Here is a 19,218-nt window from a genome sequence, read left to right on the forward strand (position 1 = left end):
GACGCGAGGCTGGGCCGGTGACCCGGCCCGCGCCTCCTGGGGTGGACGGGGTTAGGCCTTGGCGGCGGCGTAGGTGGCGAAGGCCTCACCGATCAGGGTGCTGAGGTCGCGCCACGTGGTGTCGTCGACCGAGACCGCGGAGTCGCCGTCGACGAAGCCCGCGTGCTTGTGCAGCACGTCCGAGCCGACCGCGGGGAGCACGAAGAAGTCGCGGGTCCAGTCGTCGGTGTCGGCGATGACGGGAGCGCGGTACCAGTCGAGGTAGCCGTCGAAGACGTCGTTGCGCTCGTCGCCCTTGAGCCAGGTCTCGACCGAGTCCCGCCACGCGTCTCGGTTGGTCTCGCCGTTCATGTGGTCCTCCCGGGCCTGGTGCGTGCGGGAGCGTCCGCGACCGCCGGTCCAGTGTCCCAGGTCCGTCACCGCGAGGGCCGTCGCGAGGGCCGACCCGGCGGCGGTGCGCCTCGGCCCGTGGCCCCCGAAGTGGAACGCCCCGTCCCCCCGAACAGGGACTGAACGCGACCGCGCCCCCGTGTTGCACTGTTCGAGCCTCCCCCTGCGACCTCGCAGCGGTCGGCACCCCGGGTGGGCCGAACACCGCCCGGGCCCCCGACACCCCAGGACCGACACCCATGACCCACATGACCCCGACGACCCGCGCCGCCCTCGTCATCGGCGCCGCCGTCGCCCTCGTGGCCGGCCTCGCGGCCACCCCGGCCGCCGCCCACGCCGCCGGGCCCACCCCGACCCCGACGTCATCCGCGGCGGCCCGCACGACCGCCACGACGACCCCGCAGAGCATCCGCACCGCGAGCAGCGCCACCCTCTACAAGGGCGGCCTGTTCGTCGATGCGAACGGCGAGGCCGCCCGCGCCGCGACGACGCTCTCGTCGCAGGGCCGCACCGCCGAGGCGTCGGCCGCCCGCACGATCGCCCAGCAGTCCGTCGCCATCTGGCTCGGCGGCTGGTTCACCGACGCGCAGCTCGTGCAGAAGATCGACGCCACGGTGGCCGCCGCCGAGAAGAAGGGCACCACCCCCGTCTTCGTCACCTACAACATCCCGAACCGCGACTGCGGCAGCCACTCGGCCGGCGGCTCCGCCGACAACGCGGCCTACCTCCGCTGGAACCAGCTCGTCACCTCGCGCCTCGCCGGCCACCGCGCCGCCGTGATCGTCGAACCCGACGCCCTCGCCCTGATCAGCAACTGCCCGACGCAGACGAACGGACGCGAGGCGACCATCGCCGCGGCCGTGGCGACGCTCGCGGACGCCGGGGTGCCGGCCTACATCGACGCCGGCAACTCCAACTGGGTGCCGCCGCAGACCATGGCCGCACGCCTCAAGGCCGCGGGCGTGGACCGGGCACGGGGCTTCGCGACCAACGTCTCGAACTACTACCCGGTCGAGTCCGAGCGGGCGTACGCCGAGAAGGTGTCGCAGGCTTCAGGAGGCGCGCGCTACGTGATCGACACGTCAAGGAACGGTCGCGGCTGGAAGGGCACGTGGTGCAACGCTCCCGGCGCCGGCCTGGGGTCGGTACCGTCCGTCCAGACCGGCTCGACGAAGCTGGACGCCCTGCTCTGGATCAAGACGCCCGGCGCCAGCGACGGACAGTGCAACGCCGGGCCCGCGGCCGGCCAGTGGTTCGCGTCGTACGCCGTGCAGCTCGTCGCCAACCGCAAGGTCGGCTGAGTCCCGGGGGCGGTCCAGGACCGCCTGCGTAGACTCTCCTTCTGCCCGTACACCGAACGGTGCACGTCCGCCCGCTCGATCCACGAGTTCTCTCGGGTCCGAGCGAGCGGACAGTGCCTTCGATGACCGAGAGGACCCCGCGTGAGCGACCTTCGCGACCGATCCGGCCGTGGCCGCCGAGCTGCCCGACCCGAGCCGACCGCCTCCGGCCGCCGTGGCACCCCGGCGACGACGGGAGTCGCCCGTCACGGCCGGCTGACCAGCGGAGGCCCGGTGCGGGCCGTCACGAAGGTGGTCGCCGCCGCCGTGGCCGTCCTGCTCGTCAGCGGCGCCTCGGTCGGTGCGATCGCGGCGTACCAGGTGCGCAGCGACCTCGGCACTGGGGTCGAGCTGCAGGCCGCGCAGGGCGAGACCACCAAGCCCGCGCCTCCGTCGATCAGCGAGTACGAGGGCGGCTTCAACATCCTCGTCGTCGGTACCGACAACGACGCCAGCCAAGACCAGGGTGCCTTCGGCGAACGCGACGCCACCCTGAACGACGTCAACATCCTGCTGCACGTCTCGGCCGACCACAGCAACGCGACGGCCGTCAGCATCCCGCGCGACATGGTCGTGCCCATCCCGTCGTGTGCGAAAGAGGACGGCTCGGGGTACTACTCGGCGATGTCGGCCCGGCCGATCAACGAGGCCTACTCGTACGGCGGGCTCAGCTGCGTCGCCTCGACCGTGTCGAGCCTGACCGGTCTCGACATCCCCTTCGCCGGGATGATCTCGTTCAACGGCGTCATCGAGATGTCGAACGCCATCGGCGGCGTGCCGGTCTGTGCGGCCACCCCCATCAAGGACCGCTACACGGGACTCGACATCCCGGCCGGCGAGTCCGTGCTCTCCGGGGCCGACGCCCTGGCCTTCCTGCGCACCCGCCACGGCGTGGGTGACGGGTCCGACCTCGGCCGCATCAGCAGCCAGCAGGTCTACCTCTCGTCGCTGCTGCGGACGGTGAAGAGCGCCGACACCCTCAGCAACCCCACGAAGCTCTATTCGCTGGCCCGTGCGGCGGCCAGCAACATGACCCTGTCCGACCAGCTGACCAAGATCGACACCATGGTGCAGATCGGCCTCGCGCTGCGCGACCTGCCGCTCGACTCCGTCAACTTCGTCCAGTACCCCGGCACGACCGGTGGCTCGGGCGTCTACGAGGGCAAGGTGCAGCCCGACAAGGCCGTGGCGACCCAGCTCTTCGACGCGATCAAGAACGACGTCCCGTTCTCGATCCCCGAGGGCAGCACCGGCATCGGCTCCGAGAACACCGCCACGGGTGACGGAACGGCGGCGAGCCAGGCCCCGGCCGCACCGGCCGACACGGCCGCACCGGCCGACACGGCCGCACCGGCCGACACGGCGGCGCCCACCGACCCGGGCGCCGGAGCGGCGACGACTCCGCCGACGACCGACGTCATCGAGGGACTCACGGGTCAGACGGCGGCCGACCAGACCTGCTCGGTAGCTTTCGGCTCGAACTAGGCGCACGGCCGAGAAGTCGTCCCGGCGAGTAACCAGCTCGCCGGGACGACCGGTGACCTCAAGCGGCGGCCCGAACCGGCACGCATGAGAACCCCGCGATGCCGGGATCAGGGGTGCGGCACCGTGGGGGGTGTGGAGGCCGGCGTCGATGCCGGCGGCGAGCCCCTCGGACGCAGCAGTTCGGGTGCGGCGCTCGATGATGGGGCACGTGACGCGACGACTGTCGGGGGGCGTGTTCGGCAAGGGTGAACGGGCTCGTGCTGTCGAGCCACTGCCCCTCGGCCGTCGTCGGCGTCAGGGGTACTCTATGTGTCGGCACAAATGCCGACAAGCCGGTCACGCCCCCCAGAGCGGGTGGGGCACGGGTGGTTCTGTGCACACCCCTCCGGGCCCGACGTCCGGCCCGCCTCGGGCCCGTTTCGGCATCTGGCCCTCGGGCCGCTATGCTGGTCTCTGCGCGTTCGCTCGCGAGCCGCATGGAGCCGTCGCATAGTTCGGCCTAGTGCACCACCCTGCTAAGGTGGAGTTCCCTTTGTGGGAACCGTGGGTTCAAATCCCACCGGCTCCGCGGAAAGCCACGTCGGTTCTCTCTCTCGCCAGAGATGTTCCGGGGTGGCTTTTCTTCTGCCCGCGCCCGGGCGCCCTGGCGTCCCCCGGTGCGGTGCGCTCCCAGACGCCTGCGGCGTAGCGTGACGGGTGACGGGTGACGGCGAACCGTCTCGACTGCAGGGAGAAACACCGGTGAAACGCATCCACTACACCGACGAGTACCTGGTCACCGGCGACGACATCGCAGCAGCCGTGGTCGAGTACGCACGAGCGCTGGCGATGCAGAACAAGTCCGACATGGTCGACCTCCCGGGCATGGACCGAGGCGGAGTGCACCAGCGGTTCCAGGTGCTGCTCGGTCCCGCGAGCCAGATGCTCGTCTCCGAAGAGCAGACCGACGAGGCCGAGATCACCGACGGACCCCTGGTCGACGACATCGGGGGCCGCATCGACCGTCTCCGCGGGGTCGAGCCCCAGTCCGCCGAGCCCGCCGAGGGCATCCCGCTCGACACCGACGAGTTCTGAGTCCGGCCGCGGCGACGACGCCGGCCGGCGACGACGCTCGCCGCGTCGACGACACCTGTCGCCGGGCTCGGTGTCAAGGCCCCGCGTGAGGCCGGTCGACCGACTAGCGTCGGGAGGATGAGTCCTTCTGCGCCCGCGCGCCCTGCCGCGACCGTCGTCCCGGTCACCCTGGGAGGCGCGGGTCCGGTCGTCGGCACCGCCACGGCTCTCGTCGTCGAGCGGCTCCGATCCGGCCAGGCACCGACGGTCGACGAAGCCCTCGACCTCGCCGTCGAGCTCGGTCGACACGGTGCCCTGCCCGGACTCGGCTCCACAGCCGACCTCTGGCAGGCCCTGGCGACGCTCGCCGCGCACGATCTCGGTGCGGCCCGGGCGGCCGAACCGCACCTCGACGCCCTCGCCATCCTCGACCAGCACGCCGAGGTCGTCGCCGCGACGGCCACCGAGACCCTGTCCGACGAGGACGACGGCTACCGCTCGGCCCTCCCCCCGCGGGCTCGGACCGCGGACCCGTTCACCTGGGGCGTGTTCGCCGCCGAGGGGCCCGGCGTCCGGCTGACGGCGACCCGGGGCCCGGACGAGTCGGGTCCGTGGTCGCTGGCGGGCACGAAGCCCTGGTGCTCCCTGGCGGGCACGGTCGACGGCGCCCTCGTCACCGCCTGGGTCGGCGACGAGCGTCGGTTGTTCTCGGTCGACCTCCGCCGGTCGGGCGTCACCGTCACGGCCGACGCCTGGCACGCCCGGGGCCTGGTCGAGATCCCGTCCGGCCCGGTCGACTTCGACGACGTCGAGGCGCACGAGGTCGGCGCCCCGGGGTGGTACCTCGAGCGTCCCGGCTTCTCGTGGGGCGGGATCGGCGTCGCGGCGTGCTGGTACGGCGGCGCGGTCGGGGTGGCCCGCACGCTGCTGGCCGCGGCGGTGACCGCCTCGTCGCGCGCGCCGGAACGCCCGGCCGACCCGCACCTCCTGCAGGCCCTCGGTCTCGTCGACACGCGGCTGGCCGACGCCCGCCGGGCGCTGGTCGAGGCCGCCGACCTCGTCGACGCCGGTGAGGCGACCGGTGAGGCGGGGCGGCTGCTGGCCAAGCGCGTCCGCGGGACGGTCGCGCACGCCTGCGACGAGGTGCTGGCCCGGGCGTCCCGTGCCCTCGGCCCCGCGCCGCTGGCCACCGACGCGGCCCACGCCAAGCGCGTGGCCGACCTCGAGCTCTACCTCCGCCAACACCACGGCGAACGCGACGACGCGTCCCTGGGTCAGACGGTGCTCCGCGACGCCGTCCGCGACGGGCTCCCCACGTGGTGAGCTTCGACGGCCGCGCGCCGGGGACCCCGGTCGAGGCCTGGGAAGCCGACCCGCGCCTCCTCGACCTGCCGCCGCTCGACGGCGCCGTCGTCCCGACCAGCGTGTCTCGCCTGGTCGTGCTCGCCGCCCACCCCGACGACGAGACCCTCGGCGCCGGCGGGCTCATCGCCCACGCGGCCGCCCACGGAATCCCGGTCACGGTCGTCGTGGTGACCGACGGTGCTGCCTCGCACCCCGGCTCGACCACGAGCGCCGAGGCCCTCGTCGCGACGCGGGCCGAGGAGGCGCGGGTCGCGGTGGGCCTGCTGGCTCCCGACGTCGAGCTGGTGCAGTGGAGCATCCCCGACGGGACGGTCCGCGAGGCCCGTGCCGAGATCACCGAGCGGCTGCGGCCCCTGCTGCCCGGACCGGGTGGCCTGCTCGTGGCGCCCTGGCGTGGGGACGGCCACCGGGACCACCGCGTGCTCGGCGAGATCGCCGCCGAGCTGGTGGCCGAGGCGGACCAGGCCGGCACGACGCTGCTCGAGTACCCGATCTGGATGTGGCACTGGGGTTCGCCCGACCACCCCGACGTGCCCTGGGCGTCGCTGCGGCTGTCGTCCCTGGACGCCGTCGCCGACGCCGCGAAGCGCTCGGCCCTCGCGGCGTACGTCTCGCAACGTCGCCCCCTCTCGGACGCACCCGAGGACGCCCCCGTGCTGCACCCGGTGTTCGAGCGGCACTTCACCCGAGGGCGCGAGGTGTTCGTGGTGGCCGAGCCGGGGTCGGGCCCGGCGACCGAGGCCACGTTCGACCGGACGCACGCCCGCCGCGCCGACCCGTGGCGGGTCACGACACGCTGGTACGAGCGCCGCAAGCGCGCCCTCACCGTGGCGTCGCTGCCGCGTGAGCGCTACGGCCGCGTGCTCGAGGTGGGCTGCTCGATCGGCGTGCTGACCGGCGACCTGGCCCCCGCGGCGGACCGTCTGCTGGCCCTCGACGTGTCGTCGGTCGCCGTGCAGGCCGCCCGCGAACGGCTCGCGAACCTGCCGCACGTCACGGTCGAGCAGGCCGACGCCGCCGCCGACTACCCGTCGGGCACCTTCGACCTCGTCGTGCTCAGCGAGGTCGGCTACTACCTGGCCCCCGACGCGTTCGGGCGGCTGGTGGACGCCATCGTCGACGGTCTGGCCGACGACGGCGACGTCGTCGCCTGCCACTGGACCCAGCCCGAGGGCGACTTCCGGCAGAGTGCGGACGACGTGCACGCCCGGCTGGGGGCCGACCCGCGCCTCCACCGGGTCTCGCACCACGTCGAGGGCGACTTCGTGCTCGACGTCTTCTCGCGCGACCCCCGGTCGGTCGCCGAACGGACGGGACTGCGATGACCGACGCCCCCGTGCGCCGGACCCCGGCCCGCCCCGTGCGGGCCGTCGCGGTGGTCGTCCCTGCGCACGACGAGGAAGAACTCGTCTCACGCGCCCTCGACGGCATCGACGTCGCGCGGCGGCACACGGCCAGGACCCATCCGGAGGTGCGGGTCGTCGTCGTCCTCGTGGCCGACGCCTGCACCGACGGGACGGTGGCGGCCGCTCGTGCGCACCCTCGCGTGACCGTCGTCGAGATCGACGCCCGGGGTGTCGGCGTCGCCCGGGCCGTCGGCGTCGACGCCGCCCTGGACGAGCTCGACGCCCCCTCGGACGACCTGCCGCTCGACGCGGTGTGGCTCGCCTGCACCGACGCCGACTCGGTCGTGCCGCCGGGCTGGATCGACGACCAGCTCGACCGTGCGGCGTCGGGCGCCGACGTCGTGATCGGGACCGTGCGACCGGACTTCGCCGACCTCTCGCCGCGTCAGATCGCGGCCTGGACGGCCCGGCACGCGCCCGGACGGCCGAACGGCCACGTGCACGGCGCCAACCTCGGGGTGCGGGCGTCGTCGTACCGGTCCGTCGGCGGGTTCGCCCCCGTCGACCTGCACGAGGACAACGTCCTCGTCGACCGGCTGCGCGACGTCGGCGCGACGCTCGTCGCCTCGGACGTCGGCGAGGTGCTGACCTCGGGACGGCGCGACGGACGCACGTCGGGCGGCTACGCCGGCTACCTCGCCGTGGACCTGCTGGCCTGACTAGGCAGGCACCGCGCCTCCTCGTCGCCTGCGGTCCGGTGACCGCCGTCGTGACGAGCGCAGGAGGCGCGTCCGGGTCAGTCGCGCAGGGTCGCCAGGTACGCGGCTTCGCGCTCGTACCCGTCCGCGTCGTCGGCGAGGCGCGGGTTGCCCAGCTCGACCGCCTTGTCACGGCTCATGTCGGCGAGGTCGTGCAACCGGATGATCGCGACCCGCAGCACGTCGGACCAGGTCGCCTCGCTGCCGTAGGCGTCGAGGAGCAGCCGCACCCGCCGCTCGGCGTCGGCCCTGCCGGGGGCGTTCGGGGGTGTGCGGTCGGTGAGGGGCACCGCGCGGGTCGCGTAGTAGGCGAGGTCCCACAGGCGGGGGCCGGGCGAGGCGAAGTCGAAGTCGATCGCCCCGACGACGTGGCCGGCGGCGTCGTAGGCGAGGTTGTGCGGGGAGAAGTCGTTGTGGCAGATCACCTCGGACGGCACCTTCGCCGGGGCCTGCCAGACGGCGCCGTCGAGGCCGAAGCCGATGCTCGCGTCGTGCAGGCGGCGCAGCAGGCGCGCACCCTCGACCAGGGCCTCGTCGGTGAAGACGTGGTCGGGCAGCGGGTACACGGGCACGTCGGCGTCGACGAAGCTCAGGCGTTCACGGCCGCCCTCGACGCCCGACGGCCGGGGGATGCCGCCGAGGCCCGCGCGCGCGAGGTACGACAGGAAGCGATGGACGGTGGGGGTCCAGGGGCCGGCGACGCGGAGGACGGTGTCGCCCTGTCGGACGACCGCGTTCATGTTCCCGCCGGCCAGGACCTCGCCGGTGGGGGTCTCGTCCGTCGTGGTCCCGTCGGCCGGAGTCGCCGCGTCCACGGCTCAGGCGACGGGGCCGAAGCCCGTGCGGAAGCGCTCGAAGGTCGTCGCCCAGTAGGCACGGAGGGCGTCGACGCGTTCGTCGTCGGTGGTCGTCTCGGCCCAGGGGTCGTAGACGCCGCGCAGCACGGCGATGACGGCACCCCAGGTCGAATGGATCAGCAAGGACGTGGTCAGGTCGTCCCGCGAGGGGCCGACGGCCAGGCCGATCACGTCGCCGACCCGTTCGGTCATGGGGACGCCGACCGCGAGCACGTAGGGCAGCAGGGGCTCGTGCGTCCGCAGCAGGTGGCGGAGGCTGATCATGTAGTCGACGAGCTGGGTGTCGACGGCGGACAGCAGCAGCAGCTCGAGCAGGTCGATGTCGGTGCCCTGGAAGGACGCCAGCATCGACAGGTCGGAGGCGTCGACCGCCGCGCCCGCCTTGTTCAGGAGCACCGAGGCCACGGCGTCCTCTTTGCACGAGTAGTGGTTCGCGAAGGTGCGCCTCGAGTAACCGGCCAGGGCGGTGACGTCCTCGACGACGAAGCCGTCGAAGCCCTTCTCGGTCGCCAGTCGGAAGGCCGCGTCGGCGAGCCCGCGGCTCGTCGCCCGACGTTTCTCGTCGCGCCCACCGACCGCTTCCGTGCCGAATCGGGTGAGGTCCCCACGCGCCGGAGTCTGCTGCATCGGACCATCGTGCCGGGGCTTCCTGAGAATCTCCATGCCCAATGGGCAACGGAGCCTCCGGATCGAGTACCCTGAAGGAGTCCGATTCGGGTCGGACGGCCTCGAGAGACACCAGGCACACAACCCCCTGTGAGATCGCGCAGGGTCGCGTCGGGTGCGACCCTCCAGCTGAACCACGGAGGGGGCCAGGTCCTCTCGAGACACACGCCTCGTGGCCCCCGTGGTCACGGGGCGTTCCCGTGTTCCCGGCGAGTGGTCCCCGTCCGGCACGCGCGGGGCCGCAGGGGTGACAGGCTGAGCGCATGAAGCGAGGGCGGTTGCGGGTGGTGCTGGGGGCGGCACCCGGCGTGGGGAAGACGTACACGATGCTCGAAGAGGGCGCACGGCTGCGGGCGGAAGGGGTCGACGTCGTCGTGGCCGTCGTCGAGACCCACGGGAGGCGCGCGACCTCGGCACTGGTCGGCGACCTCGAGGTCGTGCCCCGCCGGGCGGTCGTCCACCGTGGCGTCGCGCTGGACGAACTCGACCTGGAGGCGGTGCTCGCGCGGGCCCCGCAGCTCGCGCTCGTCGACGAGCTCGCCCACACGAACGCCCCCGGCTCCACCCACGAGAAGCGCTGGCAGGACGTCGAGGCCCTGCTCGTCGCCGGCATCGACGTCGTGTCGACCGTCAACGTCCAGCACGTCGACTCGCTCACCGACGTGGTCGAGCGCATCACCGGGGCGACCCAGCGGGAGACCGTGCCCGACGCGGTGCTGCGCGCGGCGGACCAGGTCGAACTAGTCGACCTCGCCCCCCAGGCCCTGCGCGACCGGCTGGCCGAGGGCGTCGTCTACCCGGCCGACCGGGTCGACGCGGCGCTCTCGAACTACTTCCGTCTGGGCAACCTCACGGCGCTCCGCGAGCTGGCGCTGCTCTGGTTGGCCGACGAGGTCGACAGTGCGCTCAAGGCGTACCGCGACGAGCACGGCATCGACAGCACGTGGGAGGCCCGCGAGCGCGTCGTCGTCGCGCTGACCGGCGGACCCGAGGGCGAGACGCTGATCCGCCGGGGAGCCCGCATCGCCGCCCGGTCGTCCGGAGGGGAGCTCGTCGCCGTGCACGTCAGTGCCCAGGACGGCCTGCGGCAGGGAGCGCCAGGAGCCCTGGCGGCGCAGCGTGCCCTGGTCGAGAAGCTCGGCGGCACGTACCACCAGGTCGTCGGCTCCGACGTGCCCCGCGCGCTCGTCGACTTCGCCCGCGGGGTGAACGCCTCGCAGCTCGTGATCGGCGTCAGCCGCCGCGGGCGACTGGCCGCTGCCCTGACCGGGCCCGGCATCGGCTCGACCGTGATCCGCGAGTCGGGGCGCATCGACGTGCACATCGTCACCCACGCCTCGGCCGGTCGCGATCGGGTGCTGCCGCGACTCGGCGGGGCCCTGTCGCGCCGCCGCGTGGTCGCCGGGTTCGTGCTCGCCCTCGTGGCCGGGCCGTTGCTCACCGGACTGCTGGCCGGGCACCGCTCCGAGGACGGCATCGCGGGCACGGTGCTCGTCTTCCAGCTGCTGGTCGTGGTGGTCGCCGTCACGGGCGGCATCTGGCCGGCCCTGCTCGCGGCGCTGCTCTCGGGCGTGACGCTCGACCTCTTCTTCATCGCGCCGATCTACCAGCTGACCATCGCCGAGCCGCTGCACCTGGCAGCACTCGTGCTGTACGTGCTGAACGCCGCCATCGTCAGCTACGTGGTGGACCAGGCCGCCCGCCGCAGTCGCGCCGCCGCCCGGGCGCTCGCCGAGACCGAGCTGCTCGCCACGATCGCGGGAAGCGTGCTGCGCGGTCAGGACGCCCTGCAGGCCCTCATCGGCCGCACCCGCGAGGCCCTGGGCATGACCCGGGTGCGCGTCGTCCAGGGCGGGGTCCCGATGGGGGAGGCGCGGCTCGCCGACGACGGACGTCCCGCACCCGGGTCCCCGGCCGAGATCACGACGTCGATCGCCGCGGGCACCGACGCGACCCTCGAGCTGACCGGACCGGAGCTCCAGGCGGCCGACCGGCGCCTCCTGGACGTCGTCGCGGCTCAGGTCGAGGCGGCCCTCGAGCACTCCGAGCTGAGCCGGGCCGCCGGCCAGGTCGCCCCGCTCGCCGAGGTCGACCGCATGCGCAGCGCCCTGCTCGCCGCCGTCGGCCACGACCTGCGCCGCCCGCTGGCCGCGGCGACGGCCGCCGTCAGCGGACTGCGGCAGACCGACGTCGCCTGGAGCGACGCCGATCGCGACGAGTTGTTGTCCACCGCCCACGAGAGCCTCGACTCGCTCTCGACCCTCGTCACCGACCTGCTCGACGTCAGTCGCGTGCAGGCCGGGGCGCTCGCCGTGACGCCGGCTGACGTCGACCTCGACGAGGTCGTGCTCGGGGCCCTCGACGAGCTCGGCCTGGGGCCGGCCGACGTCGAGCTGGCGCTGCGGGCCACGGTGCCGCCCGTGCGGGCCGACGCCGTGCTGCTGCAGCGCGTGGTCGTCAACCTGCTCGACAACGCCCTTCGGCACTCGCCGCCGGATGCGAGCGTCCGCATCTCGACGAGCGCCTTCGGCGACCGGGTCGAGCTGCGGGTCGTGGATCGCGGCCCCGGGGTCCCGGTCGAACGGCGGGACGAGATCCTCGTCGCGTTCCAACGACTGGGCGACACCGACAACGGTACGGGGCTCGGTCTCGGCCTGGCGCTGAGCAAGGGGTTCGTCGAGGCGATGGGCGGCACGCTCGCGCTCGACGACACTCCCGGCGGCGGACTGACCATGGTGGTCGGGCTGCCGGTGGTGCCCGGACCGGGCGGGGCAGGCGAGGACGATCGGGTACGGTCGGCCACGTGAGCGCCGTGAAGATCCTGATCGCCGACGACGACCCGCAGATCCTGCGGGCGCTGAAGGTGACCCTCGGGGCTCGCGGCTACGACGTCGTCACGGCCGGCGACGGGCGCGAGGCGCTCGACCTGGCGGCGAGCGAGCACCCCGACCTCGTCATGCTCGACCTCGGCATGCCGCATCTCGACGGGGTCGAGGTGATCGCCGGCCTGCGCGGCTGGTCGACCGTGCCGATCCTCGTCGTGTCGGGCCGCACCGACGCCGCCGACAAGGTCGAGGCCCTGGACGCGGGCGCCGACGACTACGTCACGAAGCCCTTCTCCATGGACGAACTGCTCGCCCGCATCCGGGCGCAGACCCGCCGACTGCCGTCGGGCACCGACGACGAACAGCCCGTGGTGGCCTTCGGCGACGTGCAGGTCGACCTCGCGGCGAAGACCGTGGTGCGTCGGACGGGCGCGGGCGGTGTACCGGGCGCGGGTGGCGCCGCGGGGGCGGGTGGCGCCGCGGGGGCGGCCGGGAGCGGTGGCGCCGGCGGCGAGTCGGTGCGGCTGACGCCGACCGAGTGGAAGATCCTCGAACTGCTGCTGCACAGCCCCGACAAGCTGATCACGCGCGAGACCATCCTGACCGAGGTCTGGGGGCCCTTCCACGCGAAGGACACCGGCTACCTGAGGCTCTACTTCGCTCAACTCCGCAAGAAGCTCGAACCCGTGCCGGCCTCACCGCGACACCTCGTCACGGTGCTCGGCATGGGCTACCGCTTCGTGCCGGACGCCGACGGGCAGACCGTCCAGGGGACGTGACCGCGGACGCCGCCGCGATCCTCACGGTTTCCTAACGCCCGACGACACCTCCGGGAGGCGCGGGAGGCCTAACGTGGCAGGGTGCGTGCCCGCCTGCCGGTCGGTGCACTCCGCACGCCCGAGAGGAACCCGTGTCCGCGCAGCCCGAGTCACCCGCCAGGGTCGAACCGCCGACCCCGCACGCGACCACGCGACGGATGCGGAGCTGGCTGCTGCACGGCCTCACCGAGACCGCGGGGACGCACCAGGGGCCGCACGCCGAGACCCCGGAGAAGACGCACTCGTGGTGGCGCGTGATGTGCCTGACCGGCGTCGACTACTTCTCGACCCTCGGATACCAGCCGGCGATCGCGGCCGTCGCGGCCGGTCTGCTCTCGCCGCTCGCGACCATCGTGCTCGTGCTGCTGACCCTTTTCGGCGCCCTGCCGGTCTACCGCCGGGTCGCCCGGGAGAGCCCCCGCGGCGAGGGGTCGATCGCGATGCTCGAGCGGCTGCTGCCCTGGTGGGGCGGCAAGCTGTTCGTCCTCGTGCTGCTCGGCTTCGCCGCCACCGACTTCATGATCACCATCACCCTGTCGGCGGCCGACGCCACGGCGCACGCGGTCGAGAACCCGTTCGCCCCGTCCTGGTTCCACGGGGCCGAGGTGCCGCTGACACTCGTGCTCGTCGCGCTGCTCGCCGCCGTCTTCCTGCGGGGCTTCCGCGAGGCGATCGGCATCGCGGTCGTGCTCGTCGCGATCTTCCTGACGCTCAACCTCGTCGTCATCGCCGTGTCGCTCTTCCACATCGGCGAGAACCCGGTCGTCATCGGCAACTGGTGGGAAGCGCTGACCGTGCAGCACGGCAACCCGTTCGTGATGGTCGGCATCGCCCTGATCGTCTTCCCGAAGCTGGCCCTCGGCCTGTCGGGCTTCGAGACCGGGGTGGCCGTCATGCCCCAGATCACCGGCGACCCGACCGACACCCCGGCCAAGCCGGTCGGACGCATCCGTGGGGCCCGGCGCCTCCTCGCGACGGCCGCGATCATCATGAGCTCGTTCCTCATCCTGTCGAGCTTCGTCACGACCCTGTTGATCCCACAGGCCGAGTTCCAGGCCGGCGGGTCGGCCAACGGCCGGGCACTCGCGTTCCTGGCGCACCAGTACCTCGGTGACGGCTTCGGCACGGTGTACGACGTCAGCACGATCTGCATCCTGTGGTTCGCGGGGGCGTCGGCCATGGCCGGGCTGCTCAACCTCGTGCCGCGCTACCTGCCGCGTTACGGCATGGCGCCGCAGTGGGCCCGAGCGGTCCGTCCCCTCGTCCTGGTCTTCACGGTGATCGCGTTCGTCATCACCATCGTGTTCGAGGCGGACGTCGACGCCCAGGGCGGGGCCTACGCGACGGGGGTGCTCGTGCTGATCACCAGCGCCTCCGTGGCCGTGACGCTGTCGGCGCGACGGGCGCGCCAGCGGAAGCGCACGATCGGCTTCGGCGTCGTCGCCCTCGTGTTCGTCTACACGACCGTCACCAACGTCGTCGAGCGCCCCGACGGCGTGCGCATCGCCGCGATCTTCATCATCGGCATCATCGCGGTGTCGCTCGTCTCGCGCGTGCAGCGGTCGTTCCAGCTGCGGGCGACCTCGGTCACCCTGGACGACACCGCGCTCGCGTACGTTCGTGAGGACGCCGACGAGTACGGCACGATCCGCGTCATCGCCCACGAACCGGGGCGCGAGGTCGCCGAGATCTACAAGAAGAAGCTGACGGCCGAGCGGAAGTACAGCGGCATCCCGCAGCGCTCGCCCGTCATCTTCCTCGAGGTGCACAAGGGGGACTCGTCGAACTTCGAGGAGGACCTCGTCGTGACGGGACACGCGTTGCACGGCTACCGGGTGTTGCGCACGACGAGCGGCGCCGTGCCGAACGCCGTGGCCAGCGTGCTGCTGGCGATCCGTGACGAGACCGGCGTCGTGCCCGACATCTACTTCGAGTGGACCGAGGGCAACCCGCTGTCCAACATGGGGCGGTTCTTCCTGACCGGGGTGGGCGAGGTCGCGCCGGTGACCCGCGAGGTGCTGCGCCGGGCCGAGCCCTCGCGCAGCCGCCGCCCCGACGTGCACGTCAGCTAGCCGCCCGGGCCCGCCCGCGCCCCGCGCCCCCGTGCCCGCCCCGCGCCCCCGCCCCGCGATGAACCCGGTTTCGAACCATGCACCGAGAAGCTTCTGGGTGCCTGGTTCGAAACCGGGTTCATCGGGTGTCACCGCGGAAGCGACGGGCCGCCGCGCGGGCGGCGGCCGTGACACGGCGTCGGTCGAGGCCGACGCCGACGTCTCGGAGCAACTCACCCAGTCGATCGGGGACCACGAGATCCGGGTACTCGCAGTTGACGACGGCGCGCACCTCGGGCACTTGGCATAAGGACCGATCACGCCGGGCACGGTCACGGACGACTTCCGCAGGCGTCCGGCCCGCGAGCATGCGGGGATCGGTCAACTTCACGAAACCGTTGAGCTCGACGGCCACACCATGGGCGGCGAGGTACGTGTCGCATCGTGCGACGCGGCCGTCGGCGAGGTGGAACTCCCGCTGCAGCTCGACGTTCGAGAGGCCGAATTCGAACAGGACCACGCGGAGGAGTGATTCGCCGCCGTTCTCGGCGAACGGTGAGGCGAACTGGAAGGCACGGCGTGCTGCGCGATTTCCCGGGTGGGTGGTGGGACCGAGCCTGCCGAGCAATGCCTCGCGTTCGCGTCGGAGGGCGGCGGCCACCACGGGCCCGGTCCGATGTCCGTTCGGCAGGACCAGTCGGCGGAGGACCGCGTCCGTGCACAGGACGGCATCGGCGAAGGAGGCCGTCCGGGCGACGTCGACGGCTGTCCGTCTCAGCCCGGTGACCGACAAGTCGCCGAGACGTACGAGGTCGTCGGCCGGGACCTGCCCAGGGCGTCGGAGGAGGTGGGAGGACGTCTTGGTCGAGGTCCGGCGCGGGTCCGTGACGGTGACGGTGTCGTCGAAATCGTCGTGGACGCGAGGAAGGTCGAGCGCGGCCAGGGCAGAGACATGGGAGACCACGCAGTGCCGTGCGGGGCCGGCTGCCAGAGCTCGCGTGAGGAGGACGTGCCGCCCGCGGGAGTCCAGCTTCTCCCAGTCCGATGCCGTCGCGTAGACGCCGCGGTGGATGCGCACGAGCGAGCCATCCGCGACACCGGAACGCAGGGCGATCGTCTCGGGGGCGCCGTCGCCGTGCGTCGCCGCGAATCGCAGTTCGCATGTGATCGGGTCGGTGTGCTCCATGGGGCCATGGTGGCGAATGCCGTCCCCGGGCTCGGTCCCGCGCCTCCTGGTCTGGGGAGAACCTGCCTTCGAGCAAGATGGAGAAGGAGGCGACTGGGTCGTCATGAACCCAGTTTCGATCGATGCACCCACAAGCTTCCGGGTGCATCGTTCGAAACCGGGTTCATTGGCGGGCAGAAGGCGCGGGGCCGGCGGGCAGGAGGGGCGGGCAGGAGGCGCGGGGCGGGCAGGCGGCAGGCAGGGCGGCGCAGGGCAGGCGGGGCGGCGCGGGCGGGACGCCTCGGCGGGGTACGGCGCTCAGCTTGGCCGCCGACGGCGCTCCTCCTGTACTGCTGGGAGCATGACCGACTCCCGCTCCTTGCCCTACCCCCTCGGCGTGACGCCCCTGCCCGACGGCGGCGCCCACGTCGCGGTGTACTCCGAGACCGCCGATCACGTCTGGTTCTGCCTGTTCGACGACGAGGCCGACGGCGGCACCGAGCGTCGCTTCGAACTGACGAACCGCACCGGCCACGTCTTCCACGCCGTGGTCGAGGAGGCGCGGGTCGGCTCCCGCTACGGCCTCCGTGTCGCAGGCCCCTGGAACCCGGCCGCCGGCCTCCGCCACAACGAGCACAAGCTGCTGCTCGACCCCTACGCCACCGCGCTCGACGGCACCTTCGACTGGGGCCAGGCCGTCTTCGGTCACGACATGGACGAGCCCGAGACCATGGACGAGTCCGACTCGGCCGCCGCGATGCCCCGCAACGTCATCGCCGACCGCGACTTCGACTGGGGCGACGACCAGCGCCCGCTCACGCCGATGGAGGACACGGTCGTCTACGAGGTGCACGTCAAGGGCTTCACGCAGACCCACCCCGACGTGCCCGAGGACATCCGCGGCACCTACGCCGGCATGGGTCACCCCGCCGCGATCAAGCACTTCACCGACCTGGGCGTGACCGCCGTCGAGCTGCTGCCGACGCACCAGTTCGTGCAGGACAGCCACCTCGAGGAGAAGGGCCTGCGCAACTACTGGGGCTACAACTCGATCGGCTTCTTCGCCCCGCACGACGAGTACGCGTCGAAGGCCGCGGGCACGGCCGGCGGCCAGGTCGCCGAGTTCAAGCAGATGGTCAAGGACCTCCACGCCGCCGGCCTCGAGGTGTGGATGGACGTCGTCTACAACCACACGGCCGAGGGCAACCACATGGGCCCGACCATCTCGTTCAAGGGCCTCGACAACGCCGCCTACTACCGCTTGGTCGAGGGTGACGAGGCCAACTACTTCGACACCACCGGCACGGGCAACAGCCTCAACGTCAGCCACCCTGCGGCCCTCGGCCTGATCATGGACAGCCTGCGCTACTGGGTCACCGAGATGCACGTCGACGGCTTCCGCTTCGACCTCGCCACGACCCTCACCCGTCAGGGTGGCGAGGCCAGCGAGCACAGCGCGTTCCTCACGCTGATCCACCAGGACCCGGTGCTGCAGAGCGTCAAGATGATCGCCGAGCCCTGGGACACCGCCGGCTACCAGGTCGGTGGCTTCCCGGCCGACTGGTCGGAGTGGAACGGCAAGTTCCGCGACGACGTGCGCGAGTTCTGGAACGGCGAGCCCGGCGTCCTGTCGACGTTCTCCGACCGCGTGCTCGGCAGCCCCGACGTCTACGAGGCCGACCGTCGCTCGCCGCTGTCGAGCGTCAACTTCGTGACCGCGCACGACGGCTTCACCCTCGCGGACCTGACGAGCTACGCCGAGAAGCACAACGAGGAGAACGGCGAGGACAGCCAGGACGGCGAGAGCGACAACAAGTCGTTCAACGGCGGTGCCGAGGGCCCGACCGACGACCCCGCGGTCAACGAGTACCGCGATCGCCAGCGCCGGAACTTCCTCGGCACGCTGCTGCTCAGCGCCGGTGTGCCGATGATCCTGGGCGGCGACGAGATCGCCCGCAGCCAGGGCGGCAACAACAACGCCTACTGCCAGGACAGCGAGATCTCGTGGTTCGACTGGGAGCGCGCCGACCGCGACCTGCTCGCCTTCACGACCGAGCTGATCACGCTGCGTCGCGAGAACCCGGCCCTGCGGCCCGACTGGTTCCGTTACGCCCCCGAGGTCGAGAGCGACGACCACGTTCAGGTGCGTCGTGCCGACGACCACTCGTTCTCGAGCGGCGACTGGCAGCAGGGCGAGAACAAGGCGATCACCTTCGTGCTCACCCACAAGGACGCCGACGCGTTCGCCTACCTCGTCAACGGTTCGACGGCGGTCGTCGAGTTCAACGTGCCCGACGCGCCCCACGGCGAGTGGGAGCTCGCCGCGTCGAGCGACCCCGGCCAGCAGGTCGAGGGCGCCGTCACGACGCTGCTCGTGCGGGACGCGAGCTTTACGCTGCTGCGGAGCCGCGCCTCCTAGGCCCGACGACGCGAGCGCAGGAGGCGCGGTGCGGGTCCTCGGGACCGGCACCGCGCCTCCTGCGTCCGCCGGTCACGCGAAAGACCGCCGCCCCGAGGGGACGGCGGTCTCAGAACGTGCCGGCCGAGGCCGAGCAGGGATCAGGCGCTGGCGAGCTGCTGCGCCGCGGGGGCGAAGAAGTCCGCGTAGCTCGGGCCCGGCGTGATGTCGACGACGGTGCCGCAGACGACCGGTCCGAGGTCGGCCTGCGACCGGTGAGCCCGGACGGCGGGTCGACGCTTGGGGTAGACCTCGATGCGGGCGGCGGGCACCCGGCGGTCGGCCACGTAGTGACCGGTCACGTCGACGGAGCGACGGACGTGTGCCACGAGCTGGTCGTGGCTGAGACGGGAGAGGTCGGCGGCGCTCATGCCGTGGCCTCGGCCAGGAGGAGTGCGCTGATGTCGATCGGCTCGGTGGGAGCCAGGTCGTGCGCGAAGGGGTGGTGCCCGGAGGCGTGGACGATGTTCATTGTTCTGCTCATCTCTGCGGCCCTGCGACCGCGTGCGGAACGGGGTGGTGCGGGTCGCGTCGCCGTGAATCGACGCGTTCCCGACTCTCGCAGGTCGCCGATCGATCGCCACCATCGGCCGACGCATCGTTCGCAAGGTGGACATTCGTTCGAACGACGGTCGTCGTCG

At 72.5% G+C, this 19,218-nt stretch carries 15 protein-coding genes and 1 tRNA gene; 11 read left to right on the plus strand and 5 right to left on the minus strand.

Features of this window, described 5'->3' with window-relative positions; all coding sequences use genetic code 11:
• Positions 1–51: 51 nt before the first annotated feature.
• The gene (locus ASE87_RS07885) at positions 52–351 is read right to left on the minus strand and encodes a hypothetical protein (RefSeq protein ID WP_043593605.1); all 300 of its coding nucleotides are present in this window, start codon (positions 349–351) and stop codon (positions 52–54) included.
• 278 nt (positions 352–629) lie between these two features.
• On the opposite strand from ASE87_RS07885, the gene ASE87_RS07890 reads away from it, so the two are divergent.
• The 7 genes from ASE87_RS07890 to ASE87_RS07920 all read left to right on the plus strand — a co-directional run bounded on the left by ASE87_RS07890 (position 630) and on the right by ASE87_RS07920 (position 7,698).
• Positions 630–1,691 carry a glycoside hydrolase family 6 protein gene (locus ASE87_RS07890; protein WP_056227388.1) on the plus strand — a complete coding sequence of 354 codons (1,062 nt, stop codon included), beginning with the start codon at positions 630–632 and terminating at the stop codon, positions 1,689–1,691.
• Positions 1,692–1,832: 141 nt separating this feature from the next.
• Entirely contained in the window at positions 1,833–3,215 is a 1,383-nt protein-coding gene (locus ASE87_RS07895) for an LCP family protein (RefSeq protein WP_082452483.1), read from the plus strand.
• A 478-nt stretch (positions 3,216–3,693) separates the two neighbouring features.
• A tRNA-Ser gene (locus ASE87_RS07900) sits at positions 3,694–3,783 on the plus strand.
• A gap of 173 nt (positions 3,784–3,956) precedes the next feature.
• On the plus strand, positions 3,957–4,289 hold the full coding sequence (locus tag ASE87_RS07905; RefSeq protein WP_052505121.1) for a hypothetical protein: 333 nt from the start codon (positions 3,957–3,959) through the stop codon (positions 4,287–4,289).
• Positions 4,290–4,406: 117 nt separating this feature from the next.
• Positions 4,407–5,591: an acyl-CoA dehydrogenase family protein gene (locus ASE87_RS16485; RefSeq protein WP_056227390.1), complete on the plus strand. Its 1,185-nt coding sequence runs from the start codon at positions 4,407–4,409 to the stop codon at positions 5,589–5,591.
• The gene (locus ASE87_RS16490) at positions 5,585–6,958 is read left to right on the plus strand and encodes a PIG-L family deacetylase (protein ID WP_056227394.1); all 1,374 of its coding nucleotides are present in this window, start codon (positions 5,585–5,587) and stop codon (positions 6,956–6,958) included. Before ASE87_RS16485 ends, ASE87_RS16490 begins: the two co-directional genes overlap by 7 nt.
• Positions 6,955–7,698, plus strand: coding sequence for a glycosyltransferase family 2 protein (locus tag ASE87_RS07920; protein WP_056227396.1), 744 nt, complete (start codon positions 6,955–6,957; stop codon positions 7,696–7,698). Before ASE87_RS16490 ends, ASE87_RS07920 begins: the two co-directional genes overlap by 4 nt.
• A gap of 77 nt (positions 7,699–7,775) precedes the next feature.
• Here the strand turns inward: ASE87_RS07920 and ASE87_RS07925 are convergent, their stop codons facing one another.
• Both ASE87_RS07925 and ASE87_RS07930 read right to left on the minus strand, forming a co-directional pair.
• Complete coding sequence (locus ASE87_RS07925; RefSeq protein WP_235472243.1) at positions 7,776–8,552, minus strand: aminoglycoside phosphotransferase family protein; 777 nt, start codon at positions 8,550–8,552, stop codon at positions 7,776–7,778.
• 3 nt (positions 8,553–8,555) lie between these two features.
• Complete coding sequence (locus ASE87_RS07930; RefSeq protein WP_056227399.1) at positions 8,556–9,221, minus strand: TetR family transcriptional regulator; 666 nt, start codon at positions 9,219–9,221, stop codon at positions 8,556–8,558.
• 302 nt (positions 9,222–9,523) lie between these two features.
• Between ASE87_RS07930 and ASE87_RS07935 the strand changes: the two genes are divergently transcribed.
• The 3 genes from ASE87_RS07935 (at position 9,524) to ASE87_RS07945 (ending at position 14,975) form a co-directional block, all read left to right on the plus strand.
• Positions 9,524–12,067 carry an ATP-binding protein gene (locus ASE87_RS07935; protein WP_056227404.1) on the plus strand — a complete coding sequence of 848 codons (2,544 nt, stop codon included), beginning with the start codon at positions 9,524–9,526 and terminating at the stop codon, positions 12,065–12,067.
• 5 nt (positions 12,068–12,072) lie between these two features.
• Positions 12,073–12,864, plus strand: coding sequence for a response regulator (locus ASE87_RS07940; RefSeq protein ID WP_056227632.1), 792 nt, complete (start codon positions 12,073–12,075; stop codon positions 12,862–12,864).
• A 197-nt stretch (positions 12,865–13,061) separates the two neighbouring features.
• Positions 13,062–14,975 carry an APC family permease gene (locus ASE87_RS07945; protein WP_056227407.1) on the plus strand — a complete coding sequence of 638 codons (1,914 nt, stop codon included), beginning with the start codon at positions 13,062–13,064 and terminating at the stop codon, positions 14,973–14,975.
• 118 nt (positions 14,976–15,093) lie between these two features.
• Here ASE87_RS07945 and ASE87_RS07950 read toward each other — a convergent pair whose 3' ends face one another.
• Complete coding sequence (locus ASE87_RS07950) at positions 15,094–16,140, minus strand: hypothetical protein (protein WP_056227410.1); 1,047 nt, start codon at positions 16,138–16,140, stop codon at positions 15,094–15,096.
• Positions 16,141–16,480: 340 nt separating this feature from the next.
• On the opposite strand from ASE87_RS07950, the gene glgX reads away from it, so the two are divergent.
• A complete protein-coding gene (gene glgX, locus ASE87_RS07955) occupies positions 16,481–18,538 on the plus strand; it encodes a glycogen debranching protein GlgX (RefSeq protein WP_056227413.1) in 2,058 nt (685 codons plus the stop codon).
• A 140-nt stretch (positions 18,539–18,678) separates the two neighbouring features.
• Here the strand turns inward: glgX and ASE87_RS07960 are convergent, their stop codons facing one another.
• Positions 18,679–18,948 (minus strand): hypothetical protein, encoded by a 270-nt coding sequence (locus ASE87_RS07960; RefSeq protein WP_043596849.1) that lies wholly within the window; start codon positions 18,946–18,948, stop codon positions 18,679–18,681.
• Between the last annotated feature and the right edge of the window lie 270 nt (positions 18,949–19,218).

The organism is Frigoribacterium sp. Leaf44 (genome assembly GCF_001421865.1).
Lineage (GTDB): Bacteria > Actinomycetota > Actinomycetes > Actinomycetales > Microbacteriaceae > Frigoribacterium.